Origin of the sequence: Actinomyces sp. HMSC075C01, from assembly GCF_001812965.1 — a bacterium.
In the GTDB taxonomy this organism is placed as follows: Bacteria; Actinomycetota; Actinomycetes; order Actinomycetales; family Actinomycetaceae; genus Actinomyces; species Actinomyces acetigenes.
Genome location: NZ_KV811031.1, coordinates 75,819 through 89,355, shown reverse-complemented (window position 1 = coordinate 89,355; position 13,537 = coordinate 75,819). Strand labels below are relative to the sequence as shown.

Sequence of the window (13,537 nt, the reverse complement as noted above, 5' to 3'; positions counted from 1 at the left end):
CCATGTTCTCGGACCACTGGTACGGGGATCTGGGCCGCTCCTTCGGTGAAGGTGAGTTCAATGTGGGACGGAATACCATCGCTCTTACTCTGCCTTCCGTGGGTCTGATATTCCTATGCGGTGGTGTGGGTGTACTTTTTGAGCGTGGAGCCCGCGAGGGCGATGTGGTGGTCAGTTTCTTCTATATCGCCGCTATCACGTTTCTTGTTATCACGGTTTTGAGTCTGATCCCCTTCCCGTTGCCTGGGCCGATGTATCCGGAGTGGCAGATGGAGAAGCGTCGGGCTCGTGCGGAGGCTGCGGCTCGGGATGCAGGCATGGACGATGAACCGGTGCGGTCGACTGGCCGCCACGCGGCCGAGCCCCGCAAACCCCGCCCCAGGGGCCCCGGCCGCCACGCGAAGTGACGAGGACAGGAGCGGGCTCCGTCTCAGGGGAGGGGCGTGTAAATTGTTGACTGGTTCGTCGCATGAGGGTGCTGGCGGGAGGCGTCGTGTATCCGGATATGAACCTGTCTGACACACAAGCCGGTGTGGGGTGCCGGAATCGCCCCGGGTTTGATGGGGCAGTGACGACACGGAAGGATCATTGTCTCCATCAACCCGGGGCGATTCACCTTCAGCCGGCCTCAAAACCGATCGGGCGTTCGAGTCCAGCTGGATGCGCAACTCCGGCCGGTGTCTCCTCTCCGGCCTGAGGCTTCGGGTTCGCCGCGCAGACCTCGCCGTCGGAAGGAAGCGCTCCCTTGACGAAGTAGTCATTCACCTTCGCGGTCGCGCAAGAATTGGGGCCGGTCGCGCCATGACCGTACATGTCGACGCTCAGCAGGTGACTGTTGCGGAGCCTGGACACCAGCGCCTTGGACCACGGGTAGGGGGTGGCCGGGTCGTGCAGGATGCCGACGACCAGCACCGGGTTCGTGGCGTCGACGTCGACATCGACGGGCTTGGTCTTACTGGTGTGCCCCCAGCCGTGGCAGTAGGCGTCCTGCTGAGGCAGGAGGCTGTAGAAGACCGGGTAGTCGCGGCGGTAGGAGGCCAGTGCCGCATCCCAGCTCGCCTGGTTCCCGGTGTCGGGGAAGTCGAGGCACCGGTTGGCTGCGAAGCCGTGCACAATCTGAAGCTGCTCGACAACCTGCGCCTCGGTCTCAGGGGACCCGGCGCCCGGGAGGAACCCGGCATTCCTCATCAGAGCGGTGCCGTCATGCGCATTCATGGCCTGAGTCAGCCCCTCGGTGAGCAGCGGCCACCTGTCAGGCGAGGCGACGACGAGCTGCTTGATTGCTTGGGTGGCTACTGCCCGGTTCACGGAGTCTCCGCTGTCGGAGACGGTCAGCGGATTGGCGTCCAGACCGTCGAGGAAGGTCGCGAGCCGGGAGACGGCCTCATCGGTCGTGCCGTTCAGGGGGAATCCGGCCTGCCCCCGCTGGGACTCGATGTAGGTGCGCAGCGTCTGCTCCTCAGCTGCCACATCACCCTCAAGGGCCTCCTGCCGGGACAGGGCGGGGTCCATGGCGCTGTCCAGGACGACGCGCCCGACGTTGTCGGGGAAGAGCTCGGTGTACACGGCGCCCAGGTAGGTGCCGTAGGAGTACCCGAGGTAGTTGAGGTCCTGGTCTTTCACCAGGGCCCGCATGACATCCATGTCGCGGGCCACCGAACGGGTGTCCATGTGGTCGAGGATTTCGGGGACCTCCGTGTACTTCTGGCAGGCCGCGGCCTCGCGTGATCCCTTCGCGGCGATGTCGGTGGCGCTGCCCGGCGTCAGCTGGGAGGGCGCCTCGGCCCGGCCGGCCACAATCGCCTGGACGTCGTCGGGGGACCAGCAGGTGATGGGGGTGGACTGGCCGATGCCGCGCGGGTCGAAGCCGATGACGTCGTAGTTCGCCAGAACCCCCGACAGGCCGCCGCTCTTGTAGAGCCCGGCCTGGGCATTGATGAGGGAGATACCGCTTCCCCCGGGGCCTCCGGGGTTGAGGAAGACCGAGCCGCGAGGGGAGGAGCTCGTCGAGGGCAGCTTCTTGAGGGCCACCGTGATGGTCTTCCCCTGCGGGTGGTCGTAGTCCAGGGGTACGGTCACGGTGGCGCACTGGAAGGCGGTGCCGGTGACGCCGTCGGGGCAGTCGGTCCAGGTGAGATCCTGACGGTAGAAGGACTCCAGCCCCTTGGGGACCTTGGGCCCCGTGGTCCTGCTGGATCCTTTGGAATCGCCGGAACCGTTCGATGAACCGTTGGAGCTGTTACTGCCGGTGGTCTGGGACGGGTTGGTGCTGGCGGCATTCGTGCTGTTGTCCAGCACGACGGCGTGCTGAGCTTCCTGCGTAGGCGGGCTCGCGACGGCTGTGACACTCGCGCCGAGCATGCTGCAGGCGGTGAGCGCACCGAGCAGGGTGAGGACGGTCAGTCGTGAGGTGGTCTGGGGCGGCGAGGATGTTCGTAGGCGTCTCATGGCCACGATTCTCATGCCTTCGTCGAATATGAACCATACGGAAGACTGGTTGATTGATGTCGGGGTAGCCCGACCCTGCGCCCTCCGCCCTCGGTGCTCCGGCCCAGTCCCCGGTTCAGACCGTGGCGGCCTCGAAGGCCTGGGCCAGGTCCGCGATGAGATCGTCCACGTGCTCGATCCCCACGCTCAGACGCATGAGTCGGTCGGTCAGCCCGTAGGAGGCGCGCACCTCGACGGGCACGTCCGCGTGCGTCTGCACCGACGGGCACGTCACCAGCGACTCCACGCCGCCCAGGGACTCGGCGAAGGTGAACACCCGCACTGAGGCCAGGAAGCGGGCCACGTCCACCGACTCGGCTAGATCGAAGCTCACCATGCCCGAGTGCCCCGGGTAGAGCACCCGCGTCACGTAGGGGCTCGAGCTCAGGAACTGTGCGATCGCGGTGGCGTTGGCCTCGTGACGCTCCATGCGCAGCGCCAGGGTCTTGAGCCCGCGCAGCAGCAGGAAGCAGTCGAAGGGACCCAGCGTCGCCCCGGTCGTGTTGAGCCGGTAGTTCAGCTGCTCGGCCAGGGCGTCGTCGGCCACCACGGCCACGCCCGCCATGACGTCGTTGTGCCCGCCCAGGTACTTCGTGCCCGAGTGGACGACGACGTCGGCCCCCAGCTCCAGGGGCTGCTGCACCACTGGGGTGTAGAAGGTGTTGTCCACGACCAGTCTCGCCCCGGCCGCGTGGGCCAGCTCGGCCGCCTCGGGGATCGCGATCTCCTCCATCATCGGGTTCGTGGGGGTCTCGATGATGACCAGGTCGGCCGGGTCGGTCAGTGCCCCGCGCAGCCCCTCCATGCCCAGGACGAAGTCGACGCGCGCCGCCCCCTCCTCGGCCAGGACCTCCAGGAAGCGGAAGGAGCCACCGTACAGGTCGCGCAGCGCCACGATCCGGCCGCCGTGCGGCGCCAGCGTGCGGGTCACCAGCTCCAGGGCCGCCATCCCCGAGGACAGGGCGAAGGCCGCCGTCCCTGCCTCCAGGCGGGCCAGGGCGTCCTGGAGGACGTCGCGGGTGGGGCTGGCCGTGCGCGTGTAGTCGTAGCCCGTCGACTCGCCCAGGCCCGGGTGCCCGTAGGCGGTCGACAGGTGGATCGGCGTCGTGATCGCCCCCGTGGCCGGGTCGGTCCCGGTGCCCGAGCGCACCAGCAGCGTCTCCAGGCGGAGCTGCGGGTCCGGGACCGACGACGTCGGGTGGTGGTGGACGGGGAAGGTGCGGGCGGCCGGCGGCTGGGAACACCCGGGGTGAGCGGCGGGCCGAGGAGTGGACGGGCTGGTCATGAGTGGTTTCTCCTCATGGGCGGGGCAGTGGCGGGAAGACATGATGACTGACGGTCGACGACGGCGCGGGTGATGACCGGTGACCGGACGCCTGCGGGCCAGCACGCTTGGTGCGGCCCGGGCGAAGCGGCTCAGGCGGACAGGGCGACGGGGCCCTGCCCGGCCTGCTCGGCGGCGCGGGCGGTCACGGCGGCCACGGCCGCCTCCAACCGGTCCAGGGCGGCGTCGAGGGTGACGCGGGGGCAGGCGACGTTGATGCGGGTGAAGCCTTCACCGCCGGCCCCGAAGATCCGGCCGTCGTCGAGCCAGAGCCCGGCCTCGTTCAGCATGACCTTGTCGAGCTGATCGGGCTCGAGGCCGGTGGCCTGAAGGAATCCTGAGCAGTCCAGCCACAGCAGGTAGGTGCCCTCGCAGGGGGCGGCCTCGATCCCCTCGATGCGCTCCAGGCGCGCCTCGACGTGGGCCCGGGCGGCCGCGATGTGCTCGCGCAGGGCGTCGAGCCAGGCGTCCCCGCCCTCGTAGGCGGCCCGGCAGGCCGTCAGGCCCAGGACGTTGGGCTGGGAGTAGCCGGTGGTGGCCAGCTCGCGGCGGAAGGCCTCGCGCAGGCGGGCATCGGCGATGAGGATGTTGGCGACCTGCAGACCGGCCAGGTTGAAGGACTTCGACGGCGAGGTGCAGGTGATCGTGCGGGCGGCGGCCGCCTCGCCCAGGGAGGCGAAGGGCGTCGTCGCGAAGCCCGGCAGGGCCAGGTCGGCGTGGATCTCGTCGGCCACGACGACGACGCCGTGGCGGGCCGTGACCTCCTCCAGTGCGGCGAGCTCCTCCCGGCTCCAAACCCGGCCCACCGGGTTGTGCGGGTTGCACAGGAGCAGCAGGCGCGCACCGGTCGCCTCGATGGTCGCCTCCAGGGCGGCCAGGTCTCGGCGGTAGACGCCGTCGGCGTCACGCACCAGGGGGACGGCGGCCACGGTACGCCCGTTGTCCTCGATGACCTCGCGGAAGGGGTAGTAGACGGGCTCCTCGATGAGGATCGCCTCGCCCGGCGCGGTCAGGGCCCGCACCGCCAGGGCCAGGGCCGGCACGACGCCGGGGGTCACGGTGTTCCAGTCGGCCTCCACCTGCCAGCTGTAGCGGCGGGAGAACCAGCCGGTCAGGGCCGCGTGGTAGGCGTCGTCGGGCTCGGAGTAGCCGAAGATGCCGTGGCGGGTGCGCCACAGCAGGGCGCTGGTGACCCCCGGCGCGGTGGCGTGGTCCATGTCCGCCACCCACAGGGGCAGGACGTCCTCGGGGCGGCCGCGCTCGACGGCGGAGTCCCACTTGAGGCTGGCCGTGCCGCGACGGTCGGGGACGACGTCGAAAGCGGCCGGGTCGACGGCGGGGGCGGTGGAGAAGAAGGCGGAGCGATCCGACGAGGTGAAGGCGGCTGCGGGGGAGGAGGTGGCCGCAGGCTCCTGAGGGGCCGGGAGGTCAGGGCGGGCTGGACAAGCGGAGTCAGCAGAGTTGGAGACGGGGATGAGGTGGGCGTGCATGGCGGAAGGTCCTCTCAGGTCCCCTGGCGGTGACGCGCGAGCGCAAGGCTGCGCTGCTGCGACGTCGTGCTCAGGGGTGGCCGGCGCGCAGGCCGGCCGAGGTGACGGGTTGCTGGAGGGATGAACACGGGGGCGGCGGGCCTCCGCGGAGTACGACGAGCCGGTGCGGGGCGGCTCGGACTCTCACCGTTACGTGTCAGACAGCGACGGCTGGCGCTGTCAGCGCATGCACATTCGACCCTCGCCAAGGGTGCGCACCATCATCGCGCGGGCCTGGGGCGAAAGAGTCGTCATGGCCGTGAGCATAGCGGGATCGCCGCCGCCGGCGCCACCGTGCCGGTGCGTTGCCTCGGCCACCGGCACGGTGGCCACCGGTCAACCGGCGCGGCGCAGCCGCAGGGAGTTGGAGACCACGATGACGCTGGAGGCGGCCATGGCGGCCCCCGCGATCATGGGGTTGAGCAGCCCGGCGGCCGCCAGCGGGATCGCGGCCACGTTGTAGGCGAAGGCCCAGAACAGGTTCTGGCGGATGATCCGCAGGGTCGCCCGCGACACCCGCACCGCGGCCACCGCCGCATCCAGGTCCGTGCGCACCAGGGTGATGTCGGCGGCCTCGATGGCCACGTCCGCCCCCGATCCCATGGCGAAACCCAGCCCCTGCGTACCTGCCTGGGCCAGGGCGGCGGCGTCGTTGACCCCGTCACCCACCATGCCGACCACCGCGCCCTGGGCCTGCAGGTTGGCGACGACGTCGCGCTTGTCTGCGGGCAGCACCTCGGCGCGCACGTCGTCGGCATCGATTCCCACCTGGGCCGCCACGTGCTCAGCGGCCCGGGCATTGTCCCCGGTCAGCAGCACCGGCCGGATCCCCAGCTCGCGCAGTGCGGCCACCGCCGCCCGCGAGGAGGGCCGCACCGTGTCCCGCACCACGAGTACCGCCACTGCCCCCAGTGGCTGTGTATCCGGGGCCGCATCGCCAGCGTCGTCGGAGGCGCTGTCCGTGGCGTCGGCCTCGTCGGGCGCCTCGGTCTCATTGCTCGCGGTCTCACCGGCCCCGCCCACGGCCAGAACAACGGCGGTCGCCCCGGAGTCCTGGGCCTCCTCCACGGCGGAGCGCACCGCCTCGGGAACCTCTGCGCCCATCTCACCGGCCAGCCAGCCCGGCCGGCCCACCGCGACCCGGCGCCCCTCCACCGTCGCGGAGACGCCCCGGCCCTCGTGGTTGGAGAAGTCGGCCGGCGCCGGCAGCTCACCCAGTCGCTCGCGGGCGGCCACCGTGATGGCCGCGGCCACCGGGTGCTCCGAGGCGGACTCGGCCGCCCCCGCCAGGCGCAGCGCCTCCTCCCCGAGCGGGGCCAGGCCCGCAGCGGAGTCTGCGCCAGTACCCGCGGTGTCGCCCACCTCCTGGCAGGCCTCAACCTCCAGGCTCATGCGCCCCTGGGTGACCGTCCCGGTCTTGTCCATGACCATCGTGTCCAGCGCCCGCGTCGACTCCAGCACCTCGGGACCCTTGATGACCACGCCCAGCTGGGCGGCCCGTCCCGAGCCGACCAGCAGCGCCGTCGGCGTGGCCAGTCCCAGCGCGCAGGGGCAGGCGATGACGAGCACGGCCACCGCCGCGGTGAAGGCCGCCTGCGGGCTGTGTCCGGTGAGCAGCCCCCCCGCCAGGGTCGCGGCCGACAGCACCAGGACGATGGGCACGAACACCCCCGAGATCCGGTCCGCCAGGCGCTGGACGGGGGCCTTGCCCGCCTGCGCGGCCGTCACCATCCGGCCGATCCGCGCCAGCGTCGTCCCCTCGCCCACGGCCGTCGCCCGAACCAGCAGGACGCCGGAGGTGTTGACGGTCGCCCCGGTGACGGCCTGCCCGGCCTCGACCTCGGTGGGCACGGACTCCCCGGTGAGCAGCGAGGCGTCCACGGCCGAGCGGCCCTCGACGACGACGCCGTCGGCGGCCACCTTCTCGCCCGGCCGCACGAGGAACAGGTCCCCGGCAGCCAGGTCCTCAACACTGATGCGCTCCTCGGTGCGGGTGGCCTCCGCGCGCGGCGCACCGTCCTCGTCCAGGACGTCGACGGCGTCGTGGCTGCCCGACGGCGAGGTGAGGACGACCCGGGTCACCTCCTTGGCGCCCAGCTCCAGCAGGGTGCGCAGGGCGTCGCCGGAGCGGTACTTGGCGCGCGCCTCCGCGTAGCGGCCCGCCAGGAGGAAGGTGGTCACCCAGGCGGCCGACTCGAAGTACATGTGGGCGGCATGCCCCTGGGAGCGGGGCAGCAGCTCCATGCTCATGCGCATGCCGATGTGCCCGGCCCCGCCGAGCACCAGCGCCCACAGGCTCCAGCCGGTCGCGGCGATCACCCCCAGGGACACGAGCGTGTCCATGGTGAAGGCCCCGTGGCGCAGCGCCCGGAAGGCCGCCTTGTGGAAGGGCCAGGCACCCCAGACCGCCACCGGCAGCGCCATGAGCGCCACCATCCACTGCCAGCCCGGCATCTGGAGGGCCGGCACCATGGAGATCGCCATGATCGGCACCGACAGGATGAAGCAGTAGATGAGCCGCAGGCGCAGGTCGGCGGCCCGCTCCATGTGCGAGGCGCCCAGGGTCGGTGCACCCCGCCCGGAGGCGGAGCGGGGGGAGGCGCTTGCGGTGCCGGTCGTGCTGCCGGCAGTGCCGGGGTGCGTGGCCGGCGTGCCGCCTGAGCCCTTGGTGCCGTGCCCGCCCCGGGCCGAGCCGGGTACGGACGGTCCCAACGCCGGCGCTGCCGACGTCGTCGACGCGGGCTCGCCGGCCGGTGACGCCTCCGAGGCTGCCGGCTCATTCGGTGAGGCGGCGTCCAGCAGGGCGCCGGTGTAGCCGGCGCGGGCGACAGCGGCAAGGAGGTCGTCGACGCTCACCGCGCTCGGGGCAGTGATACGGGCCGACTCGGTGGCGAGGTTGACCGAGGCGCTCACGCCGTCGAGCTTGTTCAGCTTCTTCTCCACCCGGGCCACGCAGCTGGCGCAGGTCATGCCCCCGATGGAGAGGTTGACGGTGCGCGGCTGCCCGCCGGGTTCCTGCGCGGTTGATGTACTCATGTGAGTCTCCTTGTGTACTGCCACCCGACGGCGCCCTGCTGGGAACCGTGCGGAGGGGAACGTCAACCAGTGGTTGGTCGGCGGTCAGTGGCCATTTACGGCCATTTACTGCTCGGTGGCCGTCCAACGGCCCCAGAGGTCGGCGTCGAAGTTGAGGCGCCCGGGCTTGTCCGACTGCCACTCGTTGTTGTCAATGGTGACGTTGGTGTAACTGGTCGGCTTGGCACCGGTGGCGCCGCCGCCCTGACCCACCTGGTATCTACGCAGGGTCAGGCCCTTGGTAACGCCGTCAGCACTGCCGAAACGGACTCTCTGGTCGGCGGAGTTGGTCAGCAACTCGATCCGGCTCTGCGTGAGGTTGGTGTTCTGCCCGTTCCAGCCGTCGAGGGATAGTCCGTTGATCGTAATGTTCTCGGTGTTGGACAGCGCGTACACGCGGATCGCGCAGTTGACGCTGCCTTCGACTCGAGTGTCCGTGAAGGTCAGGTTGCTGACTGTTGTGGACGGATCGGCCAGATCAGTACGGCTCGCCATCTTGGGGTCCCAGTGCTTGGCGGAGTTGAAGACGCAGGTGTTTTGAGCGACGTCGCGCGAGAACATCCGGCTGTGAATGATGTCCGTGCCTGTCACGTTGACTTTGTCGACGTTCCTGGGCTTCCAGCCCCACTGGAACACCGGGCCGTTCTGGTTCTTCCACACGACGTTGTTCGTGAGGTCCACGTTCGAGTGGTAGAGCTTGAAGACATCGTCATTGGCGTGGAAGAAGGAGTTCTTCAGCGTGGACCGTTCTTCCTTGGGGTTGGAGTACATCTCCAGACCATCGGTCTGCCAGTACCAGGCGCCAACCTGCTGGTAGTTGCTTACGTCCATGCGGAAGGTGCTCTCATCGCCATAGACCACGAAGGAGTGGAATGGGGGTTCCTTGACGGTCACCCCCTGCAAAGTGAGGTGCTGTGCCGTTCCGGACGAGGAGGAGAATCGAAGCGGCTTGGCGCAGTCCGAGTGGCAGTCGGCCTTGTTCTTCTTCTTCGTGTCCCTGTACTCGGGGTGCTTCGGGTCCAGGAAGGACCGGAAACCGTCGAGCGTATCAGCCTCGTAGGCGTACTCCTCCCCGGATAGGACGCCGTAGCCCGCTACCTGGAATTCCGTGGTGTTCTTGTTGTCGGCGAAGTGGAAGCCGCCCTTGACGAAGGCACCCGGTGCCAGATAAACCCGGCTGATGTTACTGGGTAGCTGAGGCAGGTGCGCCGACCCCATGGAGTAGACGCCCGGGCCGAAGAAGAGTGTCCTCTTCGAGGAGTCCGCGCCGGCGACCGCGTCGAGGTTGCTGATGTCGCCGGGCCTGACGTTGAGAACCTCGGGAGCGCCGGCGTCAGGGACCGTATCCTGAGGCGCCTGCGGCTGGGCGAACAGAAGCATCGCGTTGCGCGGCTCGGCCTCCAGGAAGGTCTTCGAATCAGTTCCCTCACCATCCTGGCTGAGGGTGCCGTTCTTGTCGGCATAGGTACTGACTGCCTGCGTGGAGAACTCCACCGAGAGCCGGTACCCGTCCGAGGAGTAGGGGACCCGGATCTTCGCGGTGCGGCCGCCATCCTCAATGGCTTCGACCTTGATGTTCTTCTTCTCTACGGAGGTCGGGCGGACTGTGACCTGGCTCGGGTCGTCGATCGCCTTGCCGTTCAGGAGAGTCACGTAGACGAAGACCTCCTTGACCTCAGGGCTGTACTCGAAGGTCGACCAGGACATCGTCGCGTCCGTGCTCGCCGCGAAGTCGGCGCCGTCCTCAGCTGAGTAGCCCTTCTTGCCCTCGCCGTTGCGCGGGACGCTCAGGTAGGTGAAGGAGTCCTGCGTCTGCTCGGGTGCGGAGGCCGGGGCAACGCGCACCGAGTAGAACGGTGACTGGCGCACCTCGTCGTGGGCTACGGCACCTTTCGTCGCCTTGCTTGCCTTGTCGTGGGTCCAGGTGCGGATGCCATGGTGCTCGCCTGCGGCCAGCCGGGCGGCGGGGGCATCGATCACCGTGTCGGATGAGGTGTTCGCGGGGCCGGCTGCAGCGGGACCCGCGGGAATACGGGGCGTGGCCTGCGCCGTCGTGAGAGCGGGGACGATCAGGGCGATGGCAAGTACCGTCGCTCCGAGAATCCGTCGGGGGTGGGATATCGGCATGAGCTTCTCCAGTGCGATCTTCAGGGAGACGATTCGGTGCCGGTTCTGCCGACACCACTGAAAGCCGAGGGCCCAGCGATCAGGTTGGACAGAGTAGCCGGCCCATCGGTGGAAAAGGATGCGATATCGATAGATGGATGCTCGGTGGATCGCAATCCGATCGCCTGAGGCGGTGCCGCGAGGGCGGGCCGGCTCAGTGCTCGCGGTCGTCGCGCTCGACGGCGTCGAGGATGTAGTCCCCGGCCTCGTCGATGGCCTCGGCCAGGGCCGCGTCGTCGAGGCGGATGTCGGAGAGCACGGTGACGGTGGACTGCCCGCCCTTGTTGAGCAGGACAGAGACGTCCTTGACGCCGTTGAGCGCCTCGAGCTCCTCGGTGACGTGGGCGACGCAGTGGCCGCAGGTGAGTCCGGAGACCTTGAGGGTGGTGGTGCGGTCGATGCCGTCGGCGGTGAACTCAGTCATCTTTCACTCCTTGGGAAGTGTGTGCGGAAAACAGGTGGATCGGAACGGGAACCGGGCGGCCCGGCGCGAAGCGGGCCGCGGTGCTCAGGACCGTACGAGCCGGGCGATGGCCTCGGAGGCCTCGCGGATCTTCGCGGCGCCCTCCTCGTCGCCGGCTTGGGCGGCGTGCAGGACGCAGTGGCTCATATGGTCCTCCAGCAGACCGAGACTGACGGCCTGAAGGGCCTTGGTGGCGGCGGAGATCTGGGTGAGGACGTCAATGCAGTAGATGTCCTCCTCAACCATGCGGGAGATGCCCCGTACCTGCCCCTCGATGCGGCGCAGGCGCTTGAGGTAGTCCTCCTTGGATCCGGTGTAGCCGGCCATCTCTCCTCCGTTGTCTCGATCGCGATCGACTATACCCCTAGGGGGTAGGGGTGTCAAATACCCCCTAGGGGTATGTGGTTGCCGGCGGCCGGCCGGATGGACGCAGATCCGGGACATGGCGGAGGGGGACGTGGGATGCTCGTGCCATGACCGCCGTTGCCCATGCCGCCCCCGGACCCGCCGACCCCGATGTGGTGCCCGGGACATCAGATGACCCCGACCTCCAGCTCGCCCGGGACCCCAGGGCGGGCGCCGGACGACTCATGGTGCTGGCCGGCAACCGACCCGACCTGCGCGGCGTCATCGCGGACAACCCGGGCTGCTCCCCGGAGCTGCGCGCCTGGGTGAGCCGCATGGGGGGCGCCTCCGCCGGCTCCGGTGGCGGCGGGCCCGAGGCCGGGGCGGCCCGGGCCGACGGCTCCGGCAGCGTCAACGACGCGGATGATGCCGTGTCGCTGGCACCCACGGGCTGGGAGCCCTCCGACATCGGCCTGGGCGACGAGCCCTTCGGCTCCGTCCTGGGCGACCCGCTCATGGGCTCACCGCTCTTCGACGACGACGGCCCGGGCCACGAGCCCACCGACGCCGAGCCCGCCGGTGCAGCCGCTCGCAGCGGCACGGGAGGGCGGCCGCCGTCGTCGAGCCGGGGCACGGCCAAGCCGCGCACCGCCCTCGCCCATACCGCCTCTGCCCGCACCGCCTCGCGCACAGCCGCGGCCCGGGGTTCGCAGGCCCCCGCCCCGCCCCCGCCCCCGCAGCGGCCAGCGGTGACGAGGCCTGCGCCTCCGGCGCCGGCACCGCCTGGACGCTTCGCGCCCACGGCGCCGTACCCGGTGCCGGGGATTGCCGGGCCGGTCGGGATTGCCGGGCCTGTCGGAGCCGCCCCGGGCCGGGTGGGGGCCGACCCCTGGGGCGTGAGAGGAGCGCCGGCCGGTGGCGGCCTGCCGTCCGTGCCCTCCGGCGTCGCAGGCGCCCCCGGGGCCTCCTTCGGGGTGCGGGGCTACAACGCCCCTCCCTCCCCGCGCAGTGCCAGGAGACCTGCCCCGTCCTCTCAGTCCAGCACGAGTCCGGCCAAGGTCATCGGCTGGATCCTCTTCGTCCTGCTGTTCATCATCATCCGGGCCCTCAACGGCTGAGACGCGGGGGAGCGAGGAGCGAGGGCCCGGCCCCAGGGGCCGGGCGCTCCTCAAAGTGCGGCCGAGCCCGGGGTCGAGCCGCTCGGGGCGCTGGTGGTCGGGATGGTGATGGGGCTGTTGGAGGCGTAGCCGTGCTTGAAGGCCCACACCACGATCTCCAGGCGCGAGACCGTCCCCGTCTTGTGGAACAGGCCGGTGATGTGGGACTTGACCGTCGCCTCGGCGATGGCCAGCAGGGAGGCGATCTTGCGGTTCGAGGCCCCCTCGCACAGAAGGCGGAGCACGTCGCGCTCCCGCTGTGAGAGGTGGACGCTGCCGTCCGCGCCGCGCACGGAGGCCAAGGCGTAGTTGATCAGGCGCGTCGTCGGCATCGGGGCCACGACCTTCGCCCCGGAGTGGACCGTGCGCACCGCCGAGATGATCTCCTCGGCGGGCGCGCTCTTGAGCAGGAAGCCGCTGGCGCCGGCCCCCAGGCCCTGCAGGAGATCCTCGTCGGTGTCCACCGTGGTCAGCAGAATGACCCGGGTCGACGGGGAGAGGCGGAGCACCTCCCTGGTCATCTCCACGCCATCCATGTGCTCCATATGGATGTCGGTGATGAGGACGTCGACCTGGTGCGACTGCACAAATCGCAGGACGGCGCGAGGTGAGCGCGATGCGGTGAGGACCTTGAAGTCCTCGACGTCGGAGAAATAGGACTCCAGATGGGCCAGGGCCATCGCGTCGTCGTCGACCAGGGCCAGGCCGACACGATCGGGAGAAATCTGGGAAGACATGAGTCTCCTTGGGCAGATGTGTGCAGTCCGCGATCAGTGGGGGGCGCGGTCTGCTGGGAACAGTGAACAAACTACCTGAAAATAGAGATCCGCCGTGTAAACGTCCCAAGACGCGCCCCGACGAAAGGCGGAGTGGGCCATCCAAACGGCGAGGAAAGCAGTAGATCAAAGGGCGATGCGAGACGCCGGTGGATTCCGGCAGGCTCTTGGCCAACGGCACTTCCCCAAGTGTGCCTCCTCTGTCGTTCCCAGGA

Annotated in this window: 10 protein-coding genes; 2 read left to right on the top strand and 8 right to left on the bottom strand. The window is 69.6% G+C overall.

What is annotated here, in order from left to right; genetic code table 11:
- Positions 1-407, top strand: a 407-nt coding sequence (locus tag HMPREF2883_RS15290; protein ID WP_070662557.1) for a hypothetical protein, incomplete at its 5' end; no start/stop codon positions are given.
- A gap of 211 nt (positions 408-618) precedes the next feature.
- Here HMPREF2883_RS15290 and HMPREF2883_RS11480 read toward each other — a convergent pair.
- The 7 genes from HMPREF2883_RS11480 to HMPREF2883_RS11450 form a co-directional block, all read right to left on the bottom strand.
- Complete coding sequence (locus HMPREF2883_RS11480) at positions 619-2,448, bottom strand: alpha/beta hydrolase (protein WP_070662554.1); 1,830 nt, start codon at positions 2,446-2,448, stop codon at positions 619-621.
- Between the two features lie 115 nt (positions 2,449-2,563).
- Entirely contained in the window at positions 2,564-3,772 is a 1,209-nt protein-coding gene (locus HMPREF2883_RS11475) for a PLP-dependent transferase (protein ID WP_070662551.1), read from the bottom strand.
- Positions 3,773-3,903: 131 nt separating this feature from the next.
- The gene (locus tag HMPREF2883_RS11470; protein ID WP_070662548.1) at positions 3,904-5,301 is read right to left on the bottom strand and encodes a MalY/PatB family protein; all 1,398 of its coding nucleotides are present in this window, start codon (positions 5,299-5,301) and stop codon (positions 3,904-3,906) included.
- 375 nt (positions 5,302-5,676) lie between these two features.
- Complete coding sequence (locus HMPREF2883_RS11465; protein WP_070662545.1) at positions 5,677-8,376, bottom strand: heavy metal translocating P-type ATPase; 2,700 nt, start codon at positions 8,374-8,376, stop codon at positions 5,677-5,679.
- 105 nt (positions 8,377-8,481) lie between these two features.
- A complete protein-coding gene (locus HMPREF2883_RS11460) occupies positions 8,482-10,542 on the bottom strand; it encodes a family 49 glycosyl hydrolase (RefSeq protein WP_070662542.1) in 2,061 nt (686 codons plus the stop codon).
- 193 nt (positions 10,543-10,735) lie between these two features.
- Positions 10,736-11,005: a heavy-metal-associated domain-containing protein gene (locus HMPREF2883_RS11455; protein ID WP_070662539.1), complete on the bottom strand. Its 270-nt coding sequence runs from the start codon at positions 11,003-11,005 to the stop codon at positions 10,736-10,738.
- Positions 11,006-11,089: 84 nt separating this feature from the next.
- Entirely contained in the window at positions 11,090-11,371 is a 282-nt protein-coding gene (locus HMPREF2883_RS11450) for a metal-sensitive transcriptional regulator (protein WP_070662536.1), read from the bottom strand.
- Between the two features lie 146 nt (positions 11,372-11,517).
- On the opposite strand from HMPREF2883_RS11450, the gene HMPREF2883_RS11445 reads away from it, so the two are divergent.
- Complete coding sequence (locus tag HMPREF2883_RS11445) at positions 11,518-12,507, top strand: variant leucine-rich repeat-containing protein (RefSeq protein ID WP_070662533.1); 990 nt, start codon at positions 11,518-11,520, stop codon at positions 12,505-12,507.
- Positions 12,508-12,557: 50 nt separating this feature from the next.
- Here the strand turns inward: HMPREF2883_RS11445 and HMPREF2883_RS11440 are convergent, their stop codons facing one another.
- Positions 12,558-13,283 carry a response regulator transcription factor gene (locus tag HMPREF2883_RS11440; RefSeq protein ID WP_070662530.1) on the bottom strand — a complete coding sequence of 242 codons (726 nt, stop codon included), beginning with the start codon at positions 13,281-13,283 and terminating at the stop codon, positions 12,558-12,560.
- Positions 13,284-13,537: the final 254 nt, after the last annotated feature.

Bases quoted from the DNA above. Each gene is read 5' to 3' on its own strand.
- HMPREF2883_RS11465 (WP_070662545.1), bottom strand. From the start codon at position 8,376: ATGAGTACATCAACCGCGCAGGAACCCGGCGGGCAGCCGCGCACCGTC.
- HMPREF2883_RS11450 (WP_070662536.1), bottom strand. From the start codon at position 11,371: ATGGCCGGCTACACCGGATCCAAGGAGGACTACCTCAAGCGCCTGCGC.
- HMPREF2883_RS11480 (WP_070662554.1), bottom strand. From the start codon at position 2,448: ATGAGACGCCTACGAACATCCTCGCCGCCCCAGACCACCTCACGACTG.
- HMPREF2883_RS11470 (WP_070662548.1), bottom strand. From the start codon at position 5,301: ATGCACGCCCACCTCATCCCCGTCTCCAACTCTGCTGACTCCGCTTGT.
- HMPREF2883_RS11475 (WP_070662551.1), bottom strand. From the start codon at position 3,772: ATGACCAGCCCGTCCACTCCTCGGCCCGCCGCTCACCCCGGGTGTTCC.
- HMPREF2883_RS11445 (WP_070662533.1), top strand. From the start codon at position 11,518: ATGACCGCCGTTGCCCATGCCGCCCCCGGACCCGCCGACCCCGATGTG.
- HMPREF2883_RS11460 (WP_070662542.1), bottom strand. From the start codon at position 10,542: ATGCCGATATCCCACCCCCGACGGATTCTCGGAGCGACGGTACTTGCC.
- HMPREF2883_RS11455 (WP_070662539.1), bottom strand. From the start codon at position 11,005: ATGACTGAGTTCACCGCCGACGGCATCGACCGCACCACCACCCTCAAG.
- HMPREF2883_RS11440 (WP_070662530.1), bottom strand. From the start codon at position 13,283: ATGTCTTCCCAGATTTCTCCCGATCGTGTCGGCCTGGCCCTGGTCGAC.